Genomic DNA, 15,127 nt, shown 5'->3' with positions numbered 1-15,127 from the left:
CAAGTTGTAATAGATGTTAACAACACCATTATTTTAATCATCTTTAATGCTAAAATGGATTTGGTTATTTATATGATTTATAATATGTTTATAGGGTTTAAAACAATACCTTATTGAATTATTGATATTAGAATTGAATATGTCATGGGGTGATTACCATAGGAAAATCAAATATTGAATATTAAAAAGGAAACACAAAATGACATTGGTACTTGAGAATAGTCAACAAAAATTGGCCTACGAAGATATTATTGAATTCAACCGATTATTTAATGAAAAAATCCCTTCCTCTTTTCTTGATTTTTTCCATGAATTTAATGGCGGGGATTTTCCTAAAGTCAATGATCATAATTGTGAGTATTTGAGTGGTTTTTATAGCATCAAATATGGTCATTCGACTATAACACGAATGTATAATGAATTATTAATTGAAAATCCTGAATTGCAATTCATGTTACCTTTTGCTTATGATCATAACCTCAATAGTTACTTAATCTCATTAAAAGAAGAAGATTATGGAACTATTTATCTATGGTCAAATGAAGAGCAAGGGATTGCTCATGTTTCAAATTCATTTGGTGATTTTATTCAATTATTTGATGAATTAATCGATGCGGTTGAGATAAAAAAGGTAAGTAATAATTTAAAAAATCGTATAGTTAAAACGGCTATTCTTGTTATAGCAAGTTTTATTGCTTGGTATATATTTTCCAAAAAATAAATCATTATAAGTTTTTAAACTATAGCGATTTTTCACATAAATCATCACTTTCTTACTGATTAGTTGTGAGCATTGACGATTTTTATAAAATTATCACGATAATTATTGTTAATTTTGGAATTCCAAGCCATTAACGATTTCCCATTGAACATTGTTTTGCTCAGGCGCGAGGAGCTTAACCTTTACTGGCGGGATTGCCTCATACTTTGAGGAATAAAAGCGACAGCGTTACCCCCAGCAACTAATGCTAGCAGAGTTGTCATATCACATTGTACAAAAATTTTGTGAGCATTTAGTTGATTATGCTGTAAAAATAGTTCTGTTTGTTCAGCTAAGCAAGGATAGGTATTGCTATCAAGTTGGTATAAAGGGTAATAATTTAAAATCTTATGCAAATTGTTACTCAAATCTTTGTGGCAATTTTCTGGTATGGCGAGCGCAAGCATTTCCTGACAAATTGATTGTGTAGTTAGATTGCTATCCACTGGCAAGCGTACAAAGCCGATTTGTAAGGACCCTTCAAGTAACTTAATTGATTCTAATTCGGTAATAGAAAGGGCTTGGCGAGAAGCTGCACAGATGTATGACAAAGAAATTTCAAATGATGATATGATTAAGCATATTGATGGTCAGCCTGGACCTCATACTATTTCAGCACTATTTGGCAATTTGTCACAAGTCGATCAGAAAAAAGTTCAAGACCATATAATATATGTTTAAAATACAGCTATTTATAAACCAATTAAGGGTGTGGCAGAACTTATTTTATCATTGCATAAAGTAGGTATCCGTATCGGAACTGTTACAAGTGGTTGGCGTGAAAAAATTGATTCTGTGATAAAATTATTGAAAGTCGATGGCTGTATTTCAGTAATTGTTGAACGTGACGATGTCACTAAAGGTAAACCTTATCCTGATCCTTTTCTTTTGGCAATCAAGCGATTAAATATTCCAGCCAATCATACAATTGTATTTGAAGATTCCTCAAGTGGCGTAAAATCTGCTGTAGCAGCAGGTACATATTGTGTTGGCATTGGGGGAGAGAACTTATTAAGTGTTGGTGCACAATTCACAATTACTGATTTTTCGGCTGTAAAAATTGTAACTCATCCTAATGGTCAAATTATGATTAGCTTTGATGACCAGCATCAATTAACTTATATAAATCCATGATAAACTGCTTAAATTAATTTTTTTGTAAATTAACCATTTTAATAATGCTTAAATAGTGAAAATGGTCAAAATAAAACCATTTCTTAGCTTGATTTATTGCTAGATCAGCGTTTATATATAAGAGTGATAAGTATTGTACTTATCATTCATATTAATTTACTGGAGGAGCTTATAATGGTACAAAAATTTGCTGCATACGGTAGTGATGCATCTGCAGGCACTTTTAAATGTGCTGATTGTGGCTATGTATATTCAAACCAAAGTAAAAAATCGTTACCCCCTTGCCCAGATCATAATAAAAAACCGCATAGTAAAAATGGCTGGTATATTATGTCCGGTCAAGGTGATTCAGTTAAAGATCCTCATCCTAATAAAAAATAATCTTTTTGTTCTATCTTAAGGTAACCATTGTGTTACCTTTTTTAATTTTATTTAATTAATAAATTGCATAGTTAAAGTTAGTAATATTTTTTAAAAAGTTATTCTTTATTTCATGCTGCTCTGCGCTATTGTATCTATGTTGTCTTTAATATATAGCATGTTGAACAAATATAATTAAGAACATCAAAACAAAGATAGTCAATCATTTTAAATGTGACAATGTCACTTAATGATGCAAATGAATATTTTTTATTTATCTGATGACATGCTATCTATGAGGTTAAATACAAAAATGGTTAATTAGTAGCATGCCTTAAAATAAAAATTATAAGTTTATTAGATACTCTTTTTTTGTAAAGTTTTGTGTATGATGATTATCAATCACTGTTTATTTAAGTAAAATTATCAAAAATCCCCAATAAAGATTAAAAATGACACTTGTTATCTAATGATATAGGTATTAAAAGGTGATAGAGGCTTTAACTTCACTTTAATAAAAAGAGTGAGCAAGCAGAATTAAAGGATAAAATAATGAGAAATTTGATAAGATTAATTGCATTACTTTCTGGAATTATGATGTTTTCACCCGTTTATAGCGATGAAAATTTGCCTTCGGTTAATGACGTAAGTTCAGCAATTGTAGAGAGTGCTAAAAGATCCCTATTAGGTGAAAAGGGCAAATTTCCCTTTAGTACCAAAGATGGTACTGAAATTACCAATATTAGCTACAATAGCAATAATATTTTATTTGAATTTAAAATACCATCAGATAGTCAAAGCATACTTGCACAATACCTTACGGAAGATCTGAGAATAAGATTTAATAAAGAATTTTGTCATAACGAAAATTTGATTAATGTATTAAATCATTATGATATTAGTTTTATATTCCGCTTTGAATATACTGATAATCGAACTGTTCCAGCAATGCTTTCGATGAATGAAATTTGCCCTGAAATGAACTAGTTTTCAAATAACTAACTGTAATTCGTGTTTGAAAATTAAATTAAAATAGTAATGAAGAGTCTTGATTAAAGTTTAGTAAACAGATTTTTATACTGAAACGTATAGTTGACCTCAAACTTTTTTACAGTTTCAGATGTTTTTTGAAATATTCTAAATAAAAATGGTGAATATTATTGATTGATAAACCCAATTTTTGCATTACAAATCATCCACTGTGTATGATTAAAAGAATATTTAGAAAGCACATTTATGATTAATGTTAATTTTTTATAGGGATTAAAAAATTAACGCTATTAAACTTAATCAGTTAACCTCTCATTATTATAAAAAGAGCTTACTAATAAAATGAGAGGTTAATTATTGAACTTTATTTTATGGCAATAAAAACTGCTCGCATTGGTGCTGGGTAACCTTCAATAGTTTTGCTTGAATCATTTGGATCTAAGAAATCAGCTAATGAATCTGATGTCATCCATTCGGTTTTACGTTGTTCATCCAAACTCGTTACTGATTTATCAACCATTTTAACGTCAGAAAATCCGCATTTGTATAACCAATTAATCATCGTTGGAACCGATGGAATAAAATAGACATTTCGCATTTGAGCATAGCGTTCGCCTGGCATTAAAGCTTGATGTAGATCACCATCAATAACTAACGTCTCAAGTACTAGTTGCCCACCATCAACCAATTGATCTTTTAATTGAAATAGATGATCCAAAGGGGAGCGTCTGTGATATAAAACACCCATAGAAAATACGGTATCAAACGCATTGAGTTTAGGCAATTCTTCTATCCCAAGCGGTAATAAATGTGCTCGTTGATCGTTACCCAACAATTTGCGAATCGCTTCAAATTGACAAAGGTAAAGTGCCATAGGATCAATACCAACCGCTAGCTTAGCGCCGGCTCCAACCATTCGCCATAAATGATAACCACTATTACATCCCACATCTAAAACTGTTTGTCCTTCAAGATTATTAATGTGCGGAATCAATCGCTCCCATTTCCAATCTGAACGCCACTCAGTATCGATATTAATACCATAAAGATGAAAAGGACCTTTACGCCAAGGCATCATATTTTTAAGCAATTGGGTAATACGTTGTTGTTCACCGATTGATATAGGTTGTTCGCTTTCGACAGTTACACTATTTAATAGATCAATTTGATAAGGTTTAATCGTAGGTAAATGTTTGATACTGTTGAGCCATTGATTAAAACGGTTATCAATGTTACTTTTTTGCCAATTGGCAAGTTGTGCAGGTAATACCTCAAGCCATTTGCTTAGTTTATTTTTAGCGATAATTTGGTAAAAATTGCCAAAATCAATCATTCTTTTTTCCTATTTAATGAAGTAAATAAATGTGTTATTTAATGGCAATGATTGAGCCAAAATTAAAACATTGAAACCAAGTATCAATATGTTTAAAACCCGCATCCGATAGCCGTTTTTTATGGGTTTCGATGGTATCAGTAAGCATGACGTTCTCGAGCATGTTTCGCTTTTGACTAATTTCAAGTTCGCTATAACCATTTGCACGTTTAAAGTCGTGATGCATATTAAATAGCAGTTCATCAACGGTTGAATCATTAAAACTAAATTTTTCGGACAGTATTAAGATCCCATTGGGGTTTAATGCCTGATAAATTTTATTTAAAACTTGTTGGCGGTTTTCTGGTGTTAAAAATTGTAAAGTAAAATTCAGCACCACCATTGAGGCGTTTTGCATATCAATATTGCTAATATCATCACAAATCACTTCGACAGGGGTGTTGGCTTTATAGGATTCAATATGCCTTTTACAACGTTCGACCATTGGCTGTGAATTATCAACAGCAATAATACGGCAGTTTTTATTATTGACATTCCGACGAATGGATAGAGTAGCTGCTCCTAATGAACAACCTAAATCATAAATTGTTGAATTGGGTTGAACAAATCTTTCTGCGAGCATACCAATCATGGAAATAATATTTGAATAACCTGGTACGGAACGTTGGACCATATCAGGAAATACTTCAGCAACTTTTTCATCGAATGTCCAATCGCCCAATTTATCAATTGGTGTAGAAAATAATTGATCTTTTTTAATACTCATAAAACATATTGGTGCTATTGAAATAAATTCTGTTATTATAACATTTTTTGACTTCTATTGTTTGGATTATTATGACTATTGCAGATCTTATAGCCATTTCTATAGCTATTATCATTAGTTGCTCAATGGCTGTCTATTTGGGAAAACGATGGCAGTTTTGGTTTAACTTTTCTTTAACTGGTTATTACCAAATTGTTTATTGGACAGTTGTTATTATGACTGGGGTATCAATTGTATTATCAAGGTTATCGGAAAGTATTTCAACTTATTGGCTACCACTAATCTTAAATACTGTTTGTGCAATAATGATTTGCAGCGTTTTTGTTACATTAATATTTGATATTGGCCGTTGGATCAGTAAAAAAAGGTTAAAACCTCAATTAACAACTAAAGTTGTATATATTCTTGGCATTTGTTCATTATTTTATTACGGTCATGAAATGGCGATGGAACCTAGCATAGTGAACTATCAAGTTAAAATTGATAAAAGTGCAAAAGTTAATAAACTGCGTATTGTGCAATTGAGTGATATTCATATTAATGACATGACTTCTTCTGATAGAATTCAACACATGGTTGATGAAGTAAATCAACTTGATGCAGATTTTATTGTAATTACTGGCGACACGTTGGATAGAAGGTTACAACCTTTTACTGAAAAAGGTTTTGATAAACAATTTCAGCAATTTAAGTCAAAATATGGAACCTATATTATTTTTGGTAATCATGAATATTTGAATATTAAAGAAGAAAATAATCATGAACAAGATATTATCAATGCTTTTAAACACGCTAATATGAAAGTTTTAAAAGATGATGTAGTTCATCTTGATAACGTAGGTATTACTTTTATCGGTCGGGATGATTTTTCTTCATCGCGTTATGATATTAAACGAGCATCATTGCCAGATCTTATGATGTTTTCTAATACCAACAAACCGATTATATTGTTAGATCATCAGCCACATAATCTTGATGAACCTGCAAATTTAGGTGTCGATTTAATGATTTCTGGACATACCCATGCTGGGCAAGTGTTTCCTATTAATCTTATTGAAAAACTAATCTATAAAAATAATTATGGAATATATAAAAATACAAAACAGCATTTTACCAGTATTGTAAGTAGTGGATTCGGTTTTTGGGGACCTCCAATTCGCTTAATGACACGTTCAGAAATAGTAGTCATTGATGTAACATTCGATAAAAAACTCCCTGAGCTCATTAATTTTTCTTCGTAGGAATTTAAACTTTGTCTTATCAATATATAGTTAATAATAAGCAGTTAATTGATTATTGTTCAAAAATCGGAAACAGCACTGCTTTGGCCTTGGATACTGAATTTGTTCGTACACGAACGTTCTATCCTCATTTAGGACTTTTACAAGTTTTTAATGGTGAGCACGCAGCGCTCATTGATCCGATTAATATTACTGATTGGCATGCTTTTTTAAGCATTTTAAGTAATCCTAACATTGAAAAGTATTTTCATTCCTGTAGCGAAGATCTTGAAGTTTTTTTTCATAAGTTCGGCTCTATTCCAACACCTATTATTGATAGCCAAATCTTGGCTTCATTTTTGGATAATCCACTAAGTAGTGGTTATGCAAACTTAGTTAATAAATATTTACAGGTGGAACTCGATAAAAGTGAAACGAGAACTGACTGGCTAAAGAGACCATTGACGGATAAACAATGTGAATATGCGATTAATGATGTGTTGTATTTGTATCCTTTAGTCAATATTTTAAAAGCACAATTAACCTCAAAAGGATATTTAGAAGCAGCCTATCAAGAGAGCCAAATGGTTGTCACCCGTAAATGTGAAACAATAGATCCAAATGATGCTTATTTGAATATCAAAAACAGTTGGCAATTAAAAGGGCGAAGTTTAGGTCAATTATATAAATTAGCCAGTTGGCGTTATAAATTAGCGAAAGAACAAGATTTAGCACTGAATTTTGTTGTACATGAAAAGACGTTATGGAATATTGCTCGATACTCACCATCATCATTAGCACAACTGGGCAATTTGGGCTTAAAAGGGAAAGAAATCCGTTTATATGGACAAAAAATATTAAATATTTTGTCCGAACCGGTTCCGGCATTACCGCCGATTTGTAGGGTAACGAGTTACCCTAATTACAAAAAAACTAGTGATGAATTAAAACTAATCGCCCAAGATATTTGTTCTCATACTGGATTGAATCAAGATTTATTACTTTCACGACGCTTAATCAATCAATATGTAAAATGGCAAGTGGATAAAAACGGAAGCCAACCAGAACTGTTATCTGGTTGGAGAGAGCCTTTATTTAGACAATATGGTTTATCGCTTTAATAAATATTGATAATTAGCGTTTTAAGCAAGCTCACTTAACATTGATTCAACAATTAATGATGATTGAGCTGCAGCTAATTTTAAAAAAGATTGGAAATCAACAGCAGATTCACTATCCCCATTATCTGAAATTGCACGAACTACCACAAATGGTGTCTTATATAACCAACAAACATGACCAATAGCGGCAGCCTCCATTTCAACTGCAATCGCGTCAGGGAAAGTTTGCTTTATTCTTTCTAAATTGGATTTACCATTTATAAAAGCATCACCACTACCAATTGATCCTTCGACAGCATTCACACCATGTTTTTTAATGCAAGTTTTGGCTAATAACTGATACTTTGAATCGGCTTCAAAAGCAACCGGACAACCGGACATTTGTCCAGGTTTATAACCAAAAGCGGTTAAATCAACATCATGATAAAATACATCTTTTGACACAATAATATCGCCAATATTGAGTTCTGAAGAGAGTCCTCCTGCCGACCCCGTATTGATTACAGCATCAACTTTATAATTATTTAATAATAAAGTAGTCCCAGATGCCGCAGCTACTTTACCAATACCAGATTGGAGTAAAACAATTTCACAATTTGCGATTTGACCAAGATGGAAGTCACATCCTAAATGGCGCTCGACATGGTAATGAGTTATTTTGCTTTTAAGTATAGCGACTTCTTCTTCCATTGCTGCAATAATGGCAATTTTCATTTGATCCTCTTGGTTTACAATAAGTAACTTGAATTTAGTTGTGCTATCATAATTGCTATAAGCAAACTTGACAATATATGAATATAACGGAGCAAACAAATTGCAAACGATTTTTATTACGGGTTGTTCTAGTGGGATTGGTTTAATTTCGGCGATTGCCCTTAAAAAACGTGGATATCGTGTTATTACCTCATGCCGTAAGGAAGCCGATCAAAAAAAACTTATTGAGCAAGGATTTGAATGTGTTTTGCTTGATTTAGATAATCCTGAGTCAGTTACTCATGCGGCACAAGAGGTATTGGCATTAACAGAAGGTAAGTTATACGCATTATTCAATAATGCTGGTTTTGGTGTTTATGGACGATTAAATACGATAAATCGTGAGCAATTAGAATCACAATTTTCTACCAATTTTTTTGGTGTGCATCAGTTAACTCAGCTACTATTGCCAGCCATGTTGTCACAAAATTCTGGTCGAATTATTCAAACAAGTTCAATAGTTGGTATTATAGCAACTCCAGGTCGTGGCGCATATAGTGCAAGTAAATATGCTTTAGAAGCTTGGTCTGATGTGTTACGATTAGAGCTAACTAATACAGATATTAAAGTTTGTTTAATTGAGCCGGGTCCATTAAAAACTTATTTTTCTAATAATGTTAATCAAACAGAAAAAGAAAATATTGTGAAAAATCCGCCGATTGCAAAACGTTTTACTTTGCCTCCTGAAGCAATTTTGCCCTATCTGTTTCATGCGTTAGAACACCCGAAACCAAAAATTCGTTACAGGGTAACAAAAATAACTAAAATTGCAGCCATTGCTAAACGTTTGCTTCCAGATAGATTAATGGATAAAATTTTAAAGAACAAATAATAACTCATCATATTTCTAGGATATATTATGCAAAACCAATTCATTTTTGATGTTAATGAACAAAATATTCAAGAGGTTATAGAAACCTCTTCTAAATATCCAGTATTGTTTTATTTTTGGTCTCCTAGAAGTCCAAATTATGAAGCGATGACACAAACATTAACTAATTTAGCAAATGAATATCATGGGCAATTTGTTTTAGCTAGTGTAAATTGTGATGATCAGCAGATGTTAGCTGCACAATTTGGCTTACGTGCTATCCCAACTGTATATTTATTTCAAAATGGACAACCTGTTGATGGTTTCCAAGGTCCGCAACCAGAAGAAACGATCAGAGCATTTTTAGATAAGGTTTTACCAAACGAAGATGAACTTAAATTGATTGAAGCGCAAAACTTATTTAATGAAGCCAATTACGAGCAGGCTTTACCATTATTAAGACATGTTTGGAAAACATTAACCGATCATTTAGGTAAACCAAGAACAGATATCGCCTTAATGTTAGTTAAAGCTCAAATAGAACAAAAACAGCTAAGCGAAGCTAAAGAGGTATTAGCAACTATTCCTCTGCAAGATCAAGACTCTGATTTTCATGGATTGCAAGCTGAAATTGAATTGCTTGAGCAAGCAGCCAATTCGCCTGAACTTCAACAATTACAAGCTGAACTTGCCAAACAACCTGATAATGTAGAACTTATGATTCAATTATCATCACAATTAATGCAAGTAGGGCGACATGAAGAAGCGTTAGAACTATTATTTAAACCATTAACTCATGATCTAAATGCTGGAGATGGACAGGTGAAAAAAACATTACTAGATCTGCTTGCTGCTCTTGGAACAAGTAATCCTTTAGCAAGTGCTTATCGCCGTAAACTTTACACACTTTTATATTAATTTTTATGAAACCAAAGTACAAACGATTTTGGCTACGCATGTTAATGTGGTTACTTTCTATATTGAGCCTTGATTGTTATTCTCATCAACTATGGCAACCTTATATTAAAATTTTGAAAGAAAAAATATATAAAAGTAAAGTTGATGAATTAAACAAGAAATTAGAGGAAAAAAACTCGAATCTAAGAGTATTGGATAAATTTTGAGAAATGAGGAGATTCAACAATAATAAAATTGTTGAATCTTTCTCTATTTAATGTTCAATAATTCTTGGAAAGTCTTCATTGCTACGCAATGTTAAAATTTCAACACCATTATCCGTCACTAAAAGGGTGTGTTCATATTGAGCAGAAAGACCATGATCTTTTGTTTTCACTGTCCAGCCGTCTTTCATTGTGCGTGTTCGCCAATCACCAGTATTCACCATTGGTTCAATGGTAAACGTCATTCCTGACTTCAAAATCACACCGCCATCATCAGCATCGTAATGCAGTACTTGTGGTTCGTCGTGATACACTTCGCCGATACCATGACCACAATATTCACGGACTGATGAAAAACCAAATTTATCAACATATTTTTGGATTGTTTTACCAATTTCTTGTAAACGAATACCAGGTTTGATAATTTTTATTGCTTCATATAAGCTTTGTTGGGTAACTTGGCAAAGTTTTTCACCAGCAACAGTTGGTTTACCCGCTATGTACATTCGGGACGTATCACCATGATAACCATCTTTAATAACAGTTACATCAATGTTTAAAATATCACCATCTTTTAATTTTTTATCAAAACTTGGAATACCATGACAGACGACATCATTGATTGAAATACAAGTAGTATGTTGATAACCACTATAACCAATATTGGCAGGTATAGCTTTTTGAACATTTACAATATATTCATAACAGATTTGATCAAGCTCACCAGTACTAATGCCTGGTTTTACATAGGGTTCAATCATTTCTAATACATCAGCAGCAAGCTTACCTGCTATACGCATTTTTTCAATCTCAGCGGGGGTTTTTAACTTAATAGACATTAGAGTGTTCCTGTAATTTTCATGGCAATATCCTATCATATACCATTGTTTCGTCAAATCAACGCGATAAATAAATTAATTGAATAAATTAAATAATAATTTTCTTGTAAAGAAGTTTGAGGTTAAGGGTACGTTTTAGTATAAAATTGAAAACTAATATTTATTATCCGACTTTAAGTATATAATTATTGATTATAAAAAAAGGTTATATAGTGATGCAATGTAGTTATTATCAACAAAATAAATGTTCATCTTGCCAGTGGATTGAATATTCTTATCCAACTCAACTTGAAATCAAACAAAATGAAATTTTAAATCAATTAATTCCTTTTAAACCGCTGGAAGTTAAATCTCCTTTTGCGAGTCGCGAGACAGCTTTCCGTAATAAAGCTAAAATGGCTGTCCTTGGGACCGTTGAAAAACCAGTATTAGGTATTCAAAATGGTGATGAAATCGTCGATTTGTGTGATTGTCCTCTTTATTCCCATAGTATGCAAAGCATCCTTAAAATAGTACGAAGTTACATTCGGAAACAAGGTTTAGTTCCTTATAATATTAATAAACGAAAAGGCGAATTGAAATTTGTAATTATCAATGAGAGTGTCAGTGCTGACGAACATAAATATATGTTAAGGTTTGTTGTAAAATCAGATAAATTTGTTCATAAAATCAGAGATACCTATAAACAGTTGCAAGAGAAGATTCAAAATTTACTTGTTGTTTCAATTAATATTCAACCTAAACATGCTGCAATTTTAGAAGGCGATCAAGAAATTGTTCTAACTCATAATGCTTTTTTACCTATGATTTTAAATCATATTCCACTTTATATTAAGTCCAGAAGCTTTTTTCAAACTAATACTTATATTGCCGAAAATCTTTATAAAACAGCAAGTGAATGGGTTACAACTTTGCCAATTAATTCTATTTGGGATCTCTTTTGTGGTGTTGGAGGATTTGGTCTAAGTTGTGTCAATAATGCCACATCAAATGTCATTAAATTAACTGGTATTGAAATTAATTCTGATGCAATTGAGTGTGCAACAAAAACAGCAGAAACATTAAATTTTAAACAGTTGACATTCAAATCACTCGATGCAACGCAGTACGCCATTGCAACGCAAGATATCCCAGATTTAGTTTTACTTAATCCTCCACGTCGTGGGGCAGGTAAAGATTTGATGCAATATTTAGAAGATGTTAAACCGAACTATGTTTTATATTCTAGTTGTAATTTGACTTCGTTAACCGAGGATTTAATGCTTTTACCCAATTACCAAATATTAAAAGTTCAACTATTTGATATGTTCCCTCATACATCACATATGGAAATTTTAGTTTTATTAGCGAAAAAAAATTAATCCTCTTTTGATTAGTCTATAAAGGCTAATCAATATCCATATATCTTATTGATTTTATAAATTTTATAGTAATAGCAATTTCATTTTACTAACTTAATCTTACTTTTCCGTACCTTCATAACAAATCTTAACTTACTTATCTAATTTTATTTTATGACATTCATTATAAACAGTAATGATAATTATTATTAAATGTTAATAATAATTATTATCATTGATCGTTTTAATTAAATTTGATAGATTAGCGCAACAAATATGATAAATATCAAATATTGGAGCAATACTTTATAAGTTTTATATGTTTTATGGTGTAATAATGAGAGTAAATAATATCCTTTTAACTTTTGTAATTGCTTCAATATCGTTGCCAGTATTAGCGGATAGTGATGAATTAGAAACAATAACTGTGACGGCAAGTCGGCAAAAAAAAGCAAAATTGACCATTCCTGAGACCGTTGATGTCATAAGTAAAAAGACTATTGATGATCATCAAATGACAACAATGGAAGATTTAGTCCGTTATCTTCCCAGTATTTCGGTAAATAGACAAACATCAGGAACAGATCCTTATGGTAATTTGGGTGGAATTAGAATTAGAGGAATGACCGGAAATCGAGTGCAATTACAAGTCGATGGTGCAAGAGTAATCGAAGGTTTGCAAGACGGCAATCGTAATTTTATCGATTTATCAACAATTAAAGCTGTTGAAATCGTTCGTGGACCAGGTTCTGTTTTATGGGGAGCGGATGCATTAGGTGGAGTCGTTGCATTTAAGACATTAGATCCTAGTGATTTACTGAAAGATAAACCTTATGCAGTACAAATCAAGGGTGCTTATGATAGCTTGAATAAGCAGAATACAAAAACAAGTATGCTGGCATTAGAATTGATGCCTAATTTAGAAGCACTTATCAGTTTTAGTCGACGTGATTATCAAGAAACGAAACTAAAAAAAGCTAAAGCGAATGGTGGAATATGGGGATGCCCACGCGGTGAAAATGCAATTAGATGTAATAAACTTAATCCGTTAGATGCTAAAGCTGAAAATATGTTGTCAAAACTGGTCTATCATAATGATAATCGTGAGACGAAATTAACTTTTGAAAATTTCCGCTCTAACTCTTTTGTTAAACAGTTATACGATTATGGTTTACAATCTTCTGGTACTTTTAATGGTGATTATAGAAGAACTCAAATACAAACAAGAAAGCGTTATGCTATAGAAGACTCATGGTCACCAGTTTTACCTTTTATCGATCAGATCAAAACAATGATCTCTTATTCTCCTCAAGAGCGTTACCTAAAATCTCATCGTCAACAGATTGATAGAAATAGTAATCCAATCTATACCTATACTACTAATGATTATAAAGAGAAATTTTGGCAATTTGATTTACAATTCAGTTCGAATTTCGATTTTTTGAATGTTGGTCATGACATAGTGTATGGATTTCAAGGTGATATTACCCACAGTGATTATCGTAATGTAAATTCAAAAAATGGTATAACAACCATCGGAGGTGGATTCAATTTTGCTAATTCTAAAACTCGGCGAGCAGATATCTATTTGCAAGATGAGTTTCATATATTTACGGAACGTTTAAAAGTTAAACCTGGTTTACGTTATGCTACTTATGAAATTAAACCTGATATAGACAACTATTATGCTGTGATTAAAGGCAAAGAGCCACGTAAATTAACGTCTCACCGTTTAATTCCTCAATTGGGGACATTATTCAATATTACAGATCAATATTCTATTTATGCTCGTTATGCAGAAGGCTTCAAAATGCCAACAGCTCAACAGTTATATACTTCTTTACCATCAGTATCGATGAATTTGATCCCTAATCCGAATTTAAAACCAGAAAAAGTTAAATCTTATGAAGCAGGTATAAGGGGCGATTATTCCAATGGTTGGTTTAGCTTTGGTGCGTTTAAAGCCGACTATAGTAATTATATTAAAAACTTCATTCGCGTTGGGCCTAAAGATTATACATATAAGAATTTATCGAGAGTAAATCTTTGGGGATTAGAATCATCTGCTGAATGGCGGTTTGCAAATAACTGGACTTTAAATACTTCCGCATCTTATCAACATGGTAAAAAACAAGAAACACCTGGTGAAAAGAAGTCATATTTTAATGAAGCAATGCCTTTACAAGGTACTGTTGGTCTTAAATGGCATCATCCAGAATACAATTTTGATACTGAAATAGTTGGAACGTTCTCTAAAGCTGTGACACGTGTGTCAAAAGATAGTACCTCAAATGATGAAGTATTCAAACCTAAAGGATATGCTATTTATGATGCGTATCTTAATTGGCATCCTAGTAAAAATATTACTTTTAGGGCATCAGTCTTAAATATTTTCGATCGACGTTACTTTAAGTGGCCAATGTTTAGTACATATTATAAAAATCCACAAGATAATGTAAAAGTAACCAATCCGATTGAGCTACAAACAGCACCGGGTAGAACCTTTGCTGTTGATATGGTAGTAAGTTTTTAAAAGATTTTTTGAATATAAAAGAGGCTATCTTTTCTGATTTAAATGC

Annotated in this window: 16 protein-coding genes; 11 read left to right on the top strand and 5 right to left on the bottom strand. The window is 32.1% G+C overall.

The genetic code is table 11. The features are described from left to right. The first annotated feature begins 199 nt into the window (after positions 1-199). Complete coding sequence (locus GAPWK_RS07475) at positions 200-721, top strand: SMI1/KNR4 family protein (RefSeq protein WP_025315620.1); 522 nt, start codon at positions 200-202, stop codon at positions 719-721. A gap of 182 nt (positions 722-903) precedes the next feature. Here the strand turns inward: GAPWK_RS07475 and GAPWK_RS14600 are convergent, their stop codons facing one another. After that, entirely contained in the window at positions 904-1,311 is a 408-nt protein-coding gene (locus GAPWK_RS14600; RefSeq protein ID WP_080692461.1) for a type 2 periplasmic-binding domain-containing protein, read from the bottom strand. Here GAPWK_RS14600 and GAPWK_RS15135 point away from each other — a divergent pair. The 4 genes from GAPWK_RS15135 (at position 1,301) to GAPWK_RS07455 (ending at position 3,241) form a co-directional block, all read left to right on the top strand. Continuing rightward, positions 1,301-1,441 (top strand): hypothetical protein, encoded by a 141-nt coding sequence (locus GAPWK_RS15135; protein WP_202961626.1) that lies wholly within the window; start codon positions 1,301-1,303, stop codon positions 1,439-1,441. The genes GAPWK_RS14600 and GAPWK_RS15135 overlap by 11 nt on opposite strands. A 9-nt stretch (positions 1,442-1,450) precedes the next feature. Next, a complete protein-coding gene (locus tag GAPWK_RS07465; protein WP_330981650.1) occupies positions 1,451-1,894 on the top strand; it encodes an HAD family hydrolase in 444 nt (147 codons plus the stop codon). Between the two features lie 174 nt (positions 1,895-2,068). Beyond that, entirely contained in the window at positions 2,069-2,275 is a 207-nt protein-coding gene (locus GAPWK_RS07460) for a hypothetical protein (RefSeq protein ID WP_025315619.1), read from the top strand. A 531-nt stretch (positions 2,276-2,806) separates the two neighbouring features. Beyond that, complete coding sequence (locus GAPWK_RS07455; protein WP_025315618.1) at positions 2,807-3,241, top strand: hypothetical protein; 435 nt, start codon at positions 2,807-2,809, stop codon at positions 3,239-3,241. A gap of 367 nt (positions 3,242-3,608) precedes the next feature. Here GAPWK_RS07455 and cmoB read toward each other — a convergent pair whose 3' ends face one another. Together cmoB and cmoA are read right to left on the bottom strand one after the other, a co-directional pair. Beyond that, positions 3,609-4,577: a tRNA 5-methoxyuridine(34)/uridine 5-oxyacetic acid(34) synthase CmoB gene (cmoB, locus tag GAPWK_RS07450; protein ID WP_025315617.1), complete on the bottom strand. Its 969-nt coding sequence runs from the start codon at positions 4,575-4,577 to the stop codon at positions 3,609-3,611. A gap of 34 nt (positions 4,578-4,611) precedes the next feature. Then, the gene (gene cmoA / locus GAPWK_RS07445) at positions 4,612-5,343 is read right to left on the bottom strand and encodes a carboxy-S-adenosyl-L-methionine synthase CmoA (protein WP_025315616.1); all 732 of its coding nucleotides are present in this window, start codon (positions 5,341-5,343) and stop codon (positions 4,612-4,614) included. A gap of 71 nt (positions 5,344-5,414) precedes the next feature. Here cmoA and GAPWK_RS07440 point away from each other — a divergent pair, with 71 nt between their 5' ends. Together GAPWK_RS07440 and rnd are read left to right on the top strand one after the other, a co-directional pair. Beyond that, on the top strand, positions 5,415-6,584 hold the full coding sequence (locus tag GAPWK_RS07440) for a metallophosphoesterase (protein ID WP_025315615.1): 1,170 nt from the start codon (positions 5,415-5,417) through the stop codon (positions 6,582-6,584). A gap of 11 nt (positions 6,585-6,595) precedes the next feature. Continuing rightward, positions 6,596-7,684 (top strand): ribonuclease D, encoded by a 1,089-nt coding sequence (gene rnd / locus GAPWK_RS07435; protein WP_025315614.1) that lies wholly within the window; start codon positions 6,596-6,598, stop codon positions 7,682-7,684. A 21-nt stretch (positions 7,685-7,705) separates the two neighbouring features. Here rnd and GAPWK_RS07430 read toward each other — a convergent pair whose 3' ends face one another. Then, entirely contained in the window at positions 7,706-8,398 is a 693-nt protein-coding gene (locus GAPWK_RS07430; RefSeq protein ID WP_025315613.1) for a 5'-methylthioadenosine/adenosylhomocysteine nucleosidase, read from the bottom strand. Between the two features lie 100 nt (positions 8,399-8,498). Between GAPWK_RS07430 and GAPWK_RS07425 the strand changes: the two genes are divergently transcribed. Both GAPWK_RS07425 and GAPWK_RS07420 read left to right on the top strand, forming a co-directional pair. Continuing rightward, positions 8,499-9,269, top strand: a complete 771-nt coding sequence (locus GAPWK_RS07425) for an SDR family oxidoreductase (RefSeq protein ID WP_025315612.1) — start codon at positions 8,499-8,501, stop codon at positions 9,267-9,269. 27 nt (positions 9,270-9,296) lie between these two features. Continuing rightward, complete coding sequence (locus GAPWK_RS07420; protein WP_025315611.1) at positions 9,297-10,166, top strand: co-chaperone YbbN; 870 nt, start codon at positions 9,297-9,299, stop codon at positions 10,164-10,166. A 253-nt stretch (positions 10,167-10,419) separates the two neighbouring features. Here the strand turns inward: GAPWK_RS07420 and map are convergent, their stop codons facing one another. Beyond that, entirely contained in the window at positions 10,420-11,208 is a 789-nt protein-coding gene (map, locus tag GAPWK_RS07415) for a type I methionyl aminopeptidase (protein WP_025315610.1), read from the bottom strand. A gap of 215 nt (positions 11,209-11,423) precedes the next feature. Here map and rlmC point away from each other — a divergent pair, with 215 nt between their 5' ends. Then, complete coding sequence (rlmC, locus tag GAPWK_RS07410) at positions 11,424-12,569, top strand: 23S rRNA (uracil(747)-C(5))-methyltransferase RlmC (RefSeq protein ID WP_038517350.1); 1,146 nt, start codon at positions 11,424-11,426, stop codon at positions 12,567-12,569. Positions 12,570-12,885: 316 nt separating this feature from the next. Further along, positions 12,886-15,081, top strand: coding sequence for a TonB-dependent hemoglobin/transferrin/lactoferrin family receptor (locus tag GAPWK_RS07405; RefSeq protein WP_025315608.1), 2,196 nt, complete (start codon positions 12,886-12,888; stop codon positions 15,079-15,081). Positions 15,082-15,127 lie beyond the last annotated feature (46 nt).

It is taken from the genome of Gilliamella apicola (assembly GCF_000599985.1).
Lineage (GTDB): Bacteria > Pseudomonadota > Gammaproteobacteria > Enterobacterales > Orbaceae > Gilliamella > Gilliamella apicola.
The sequence above is the reverse complement of the archived record's forward strand: the minus strand, read 5'-3'. Positions and strand labels throughout refer to the sequence as shown.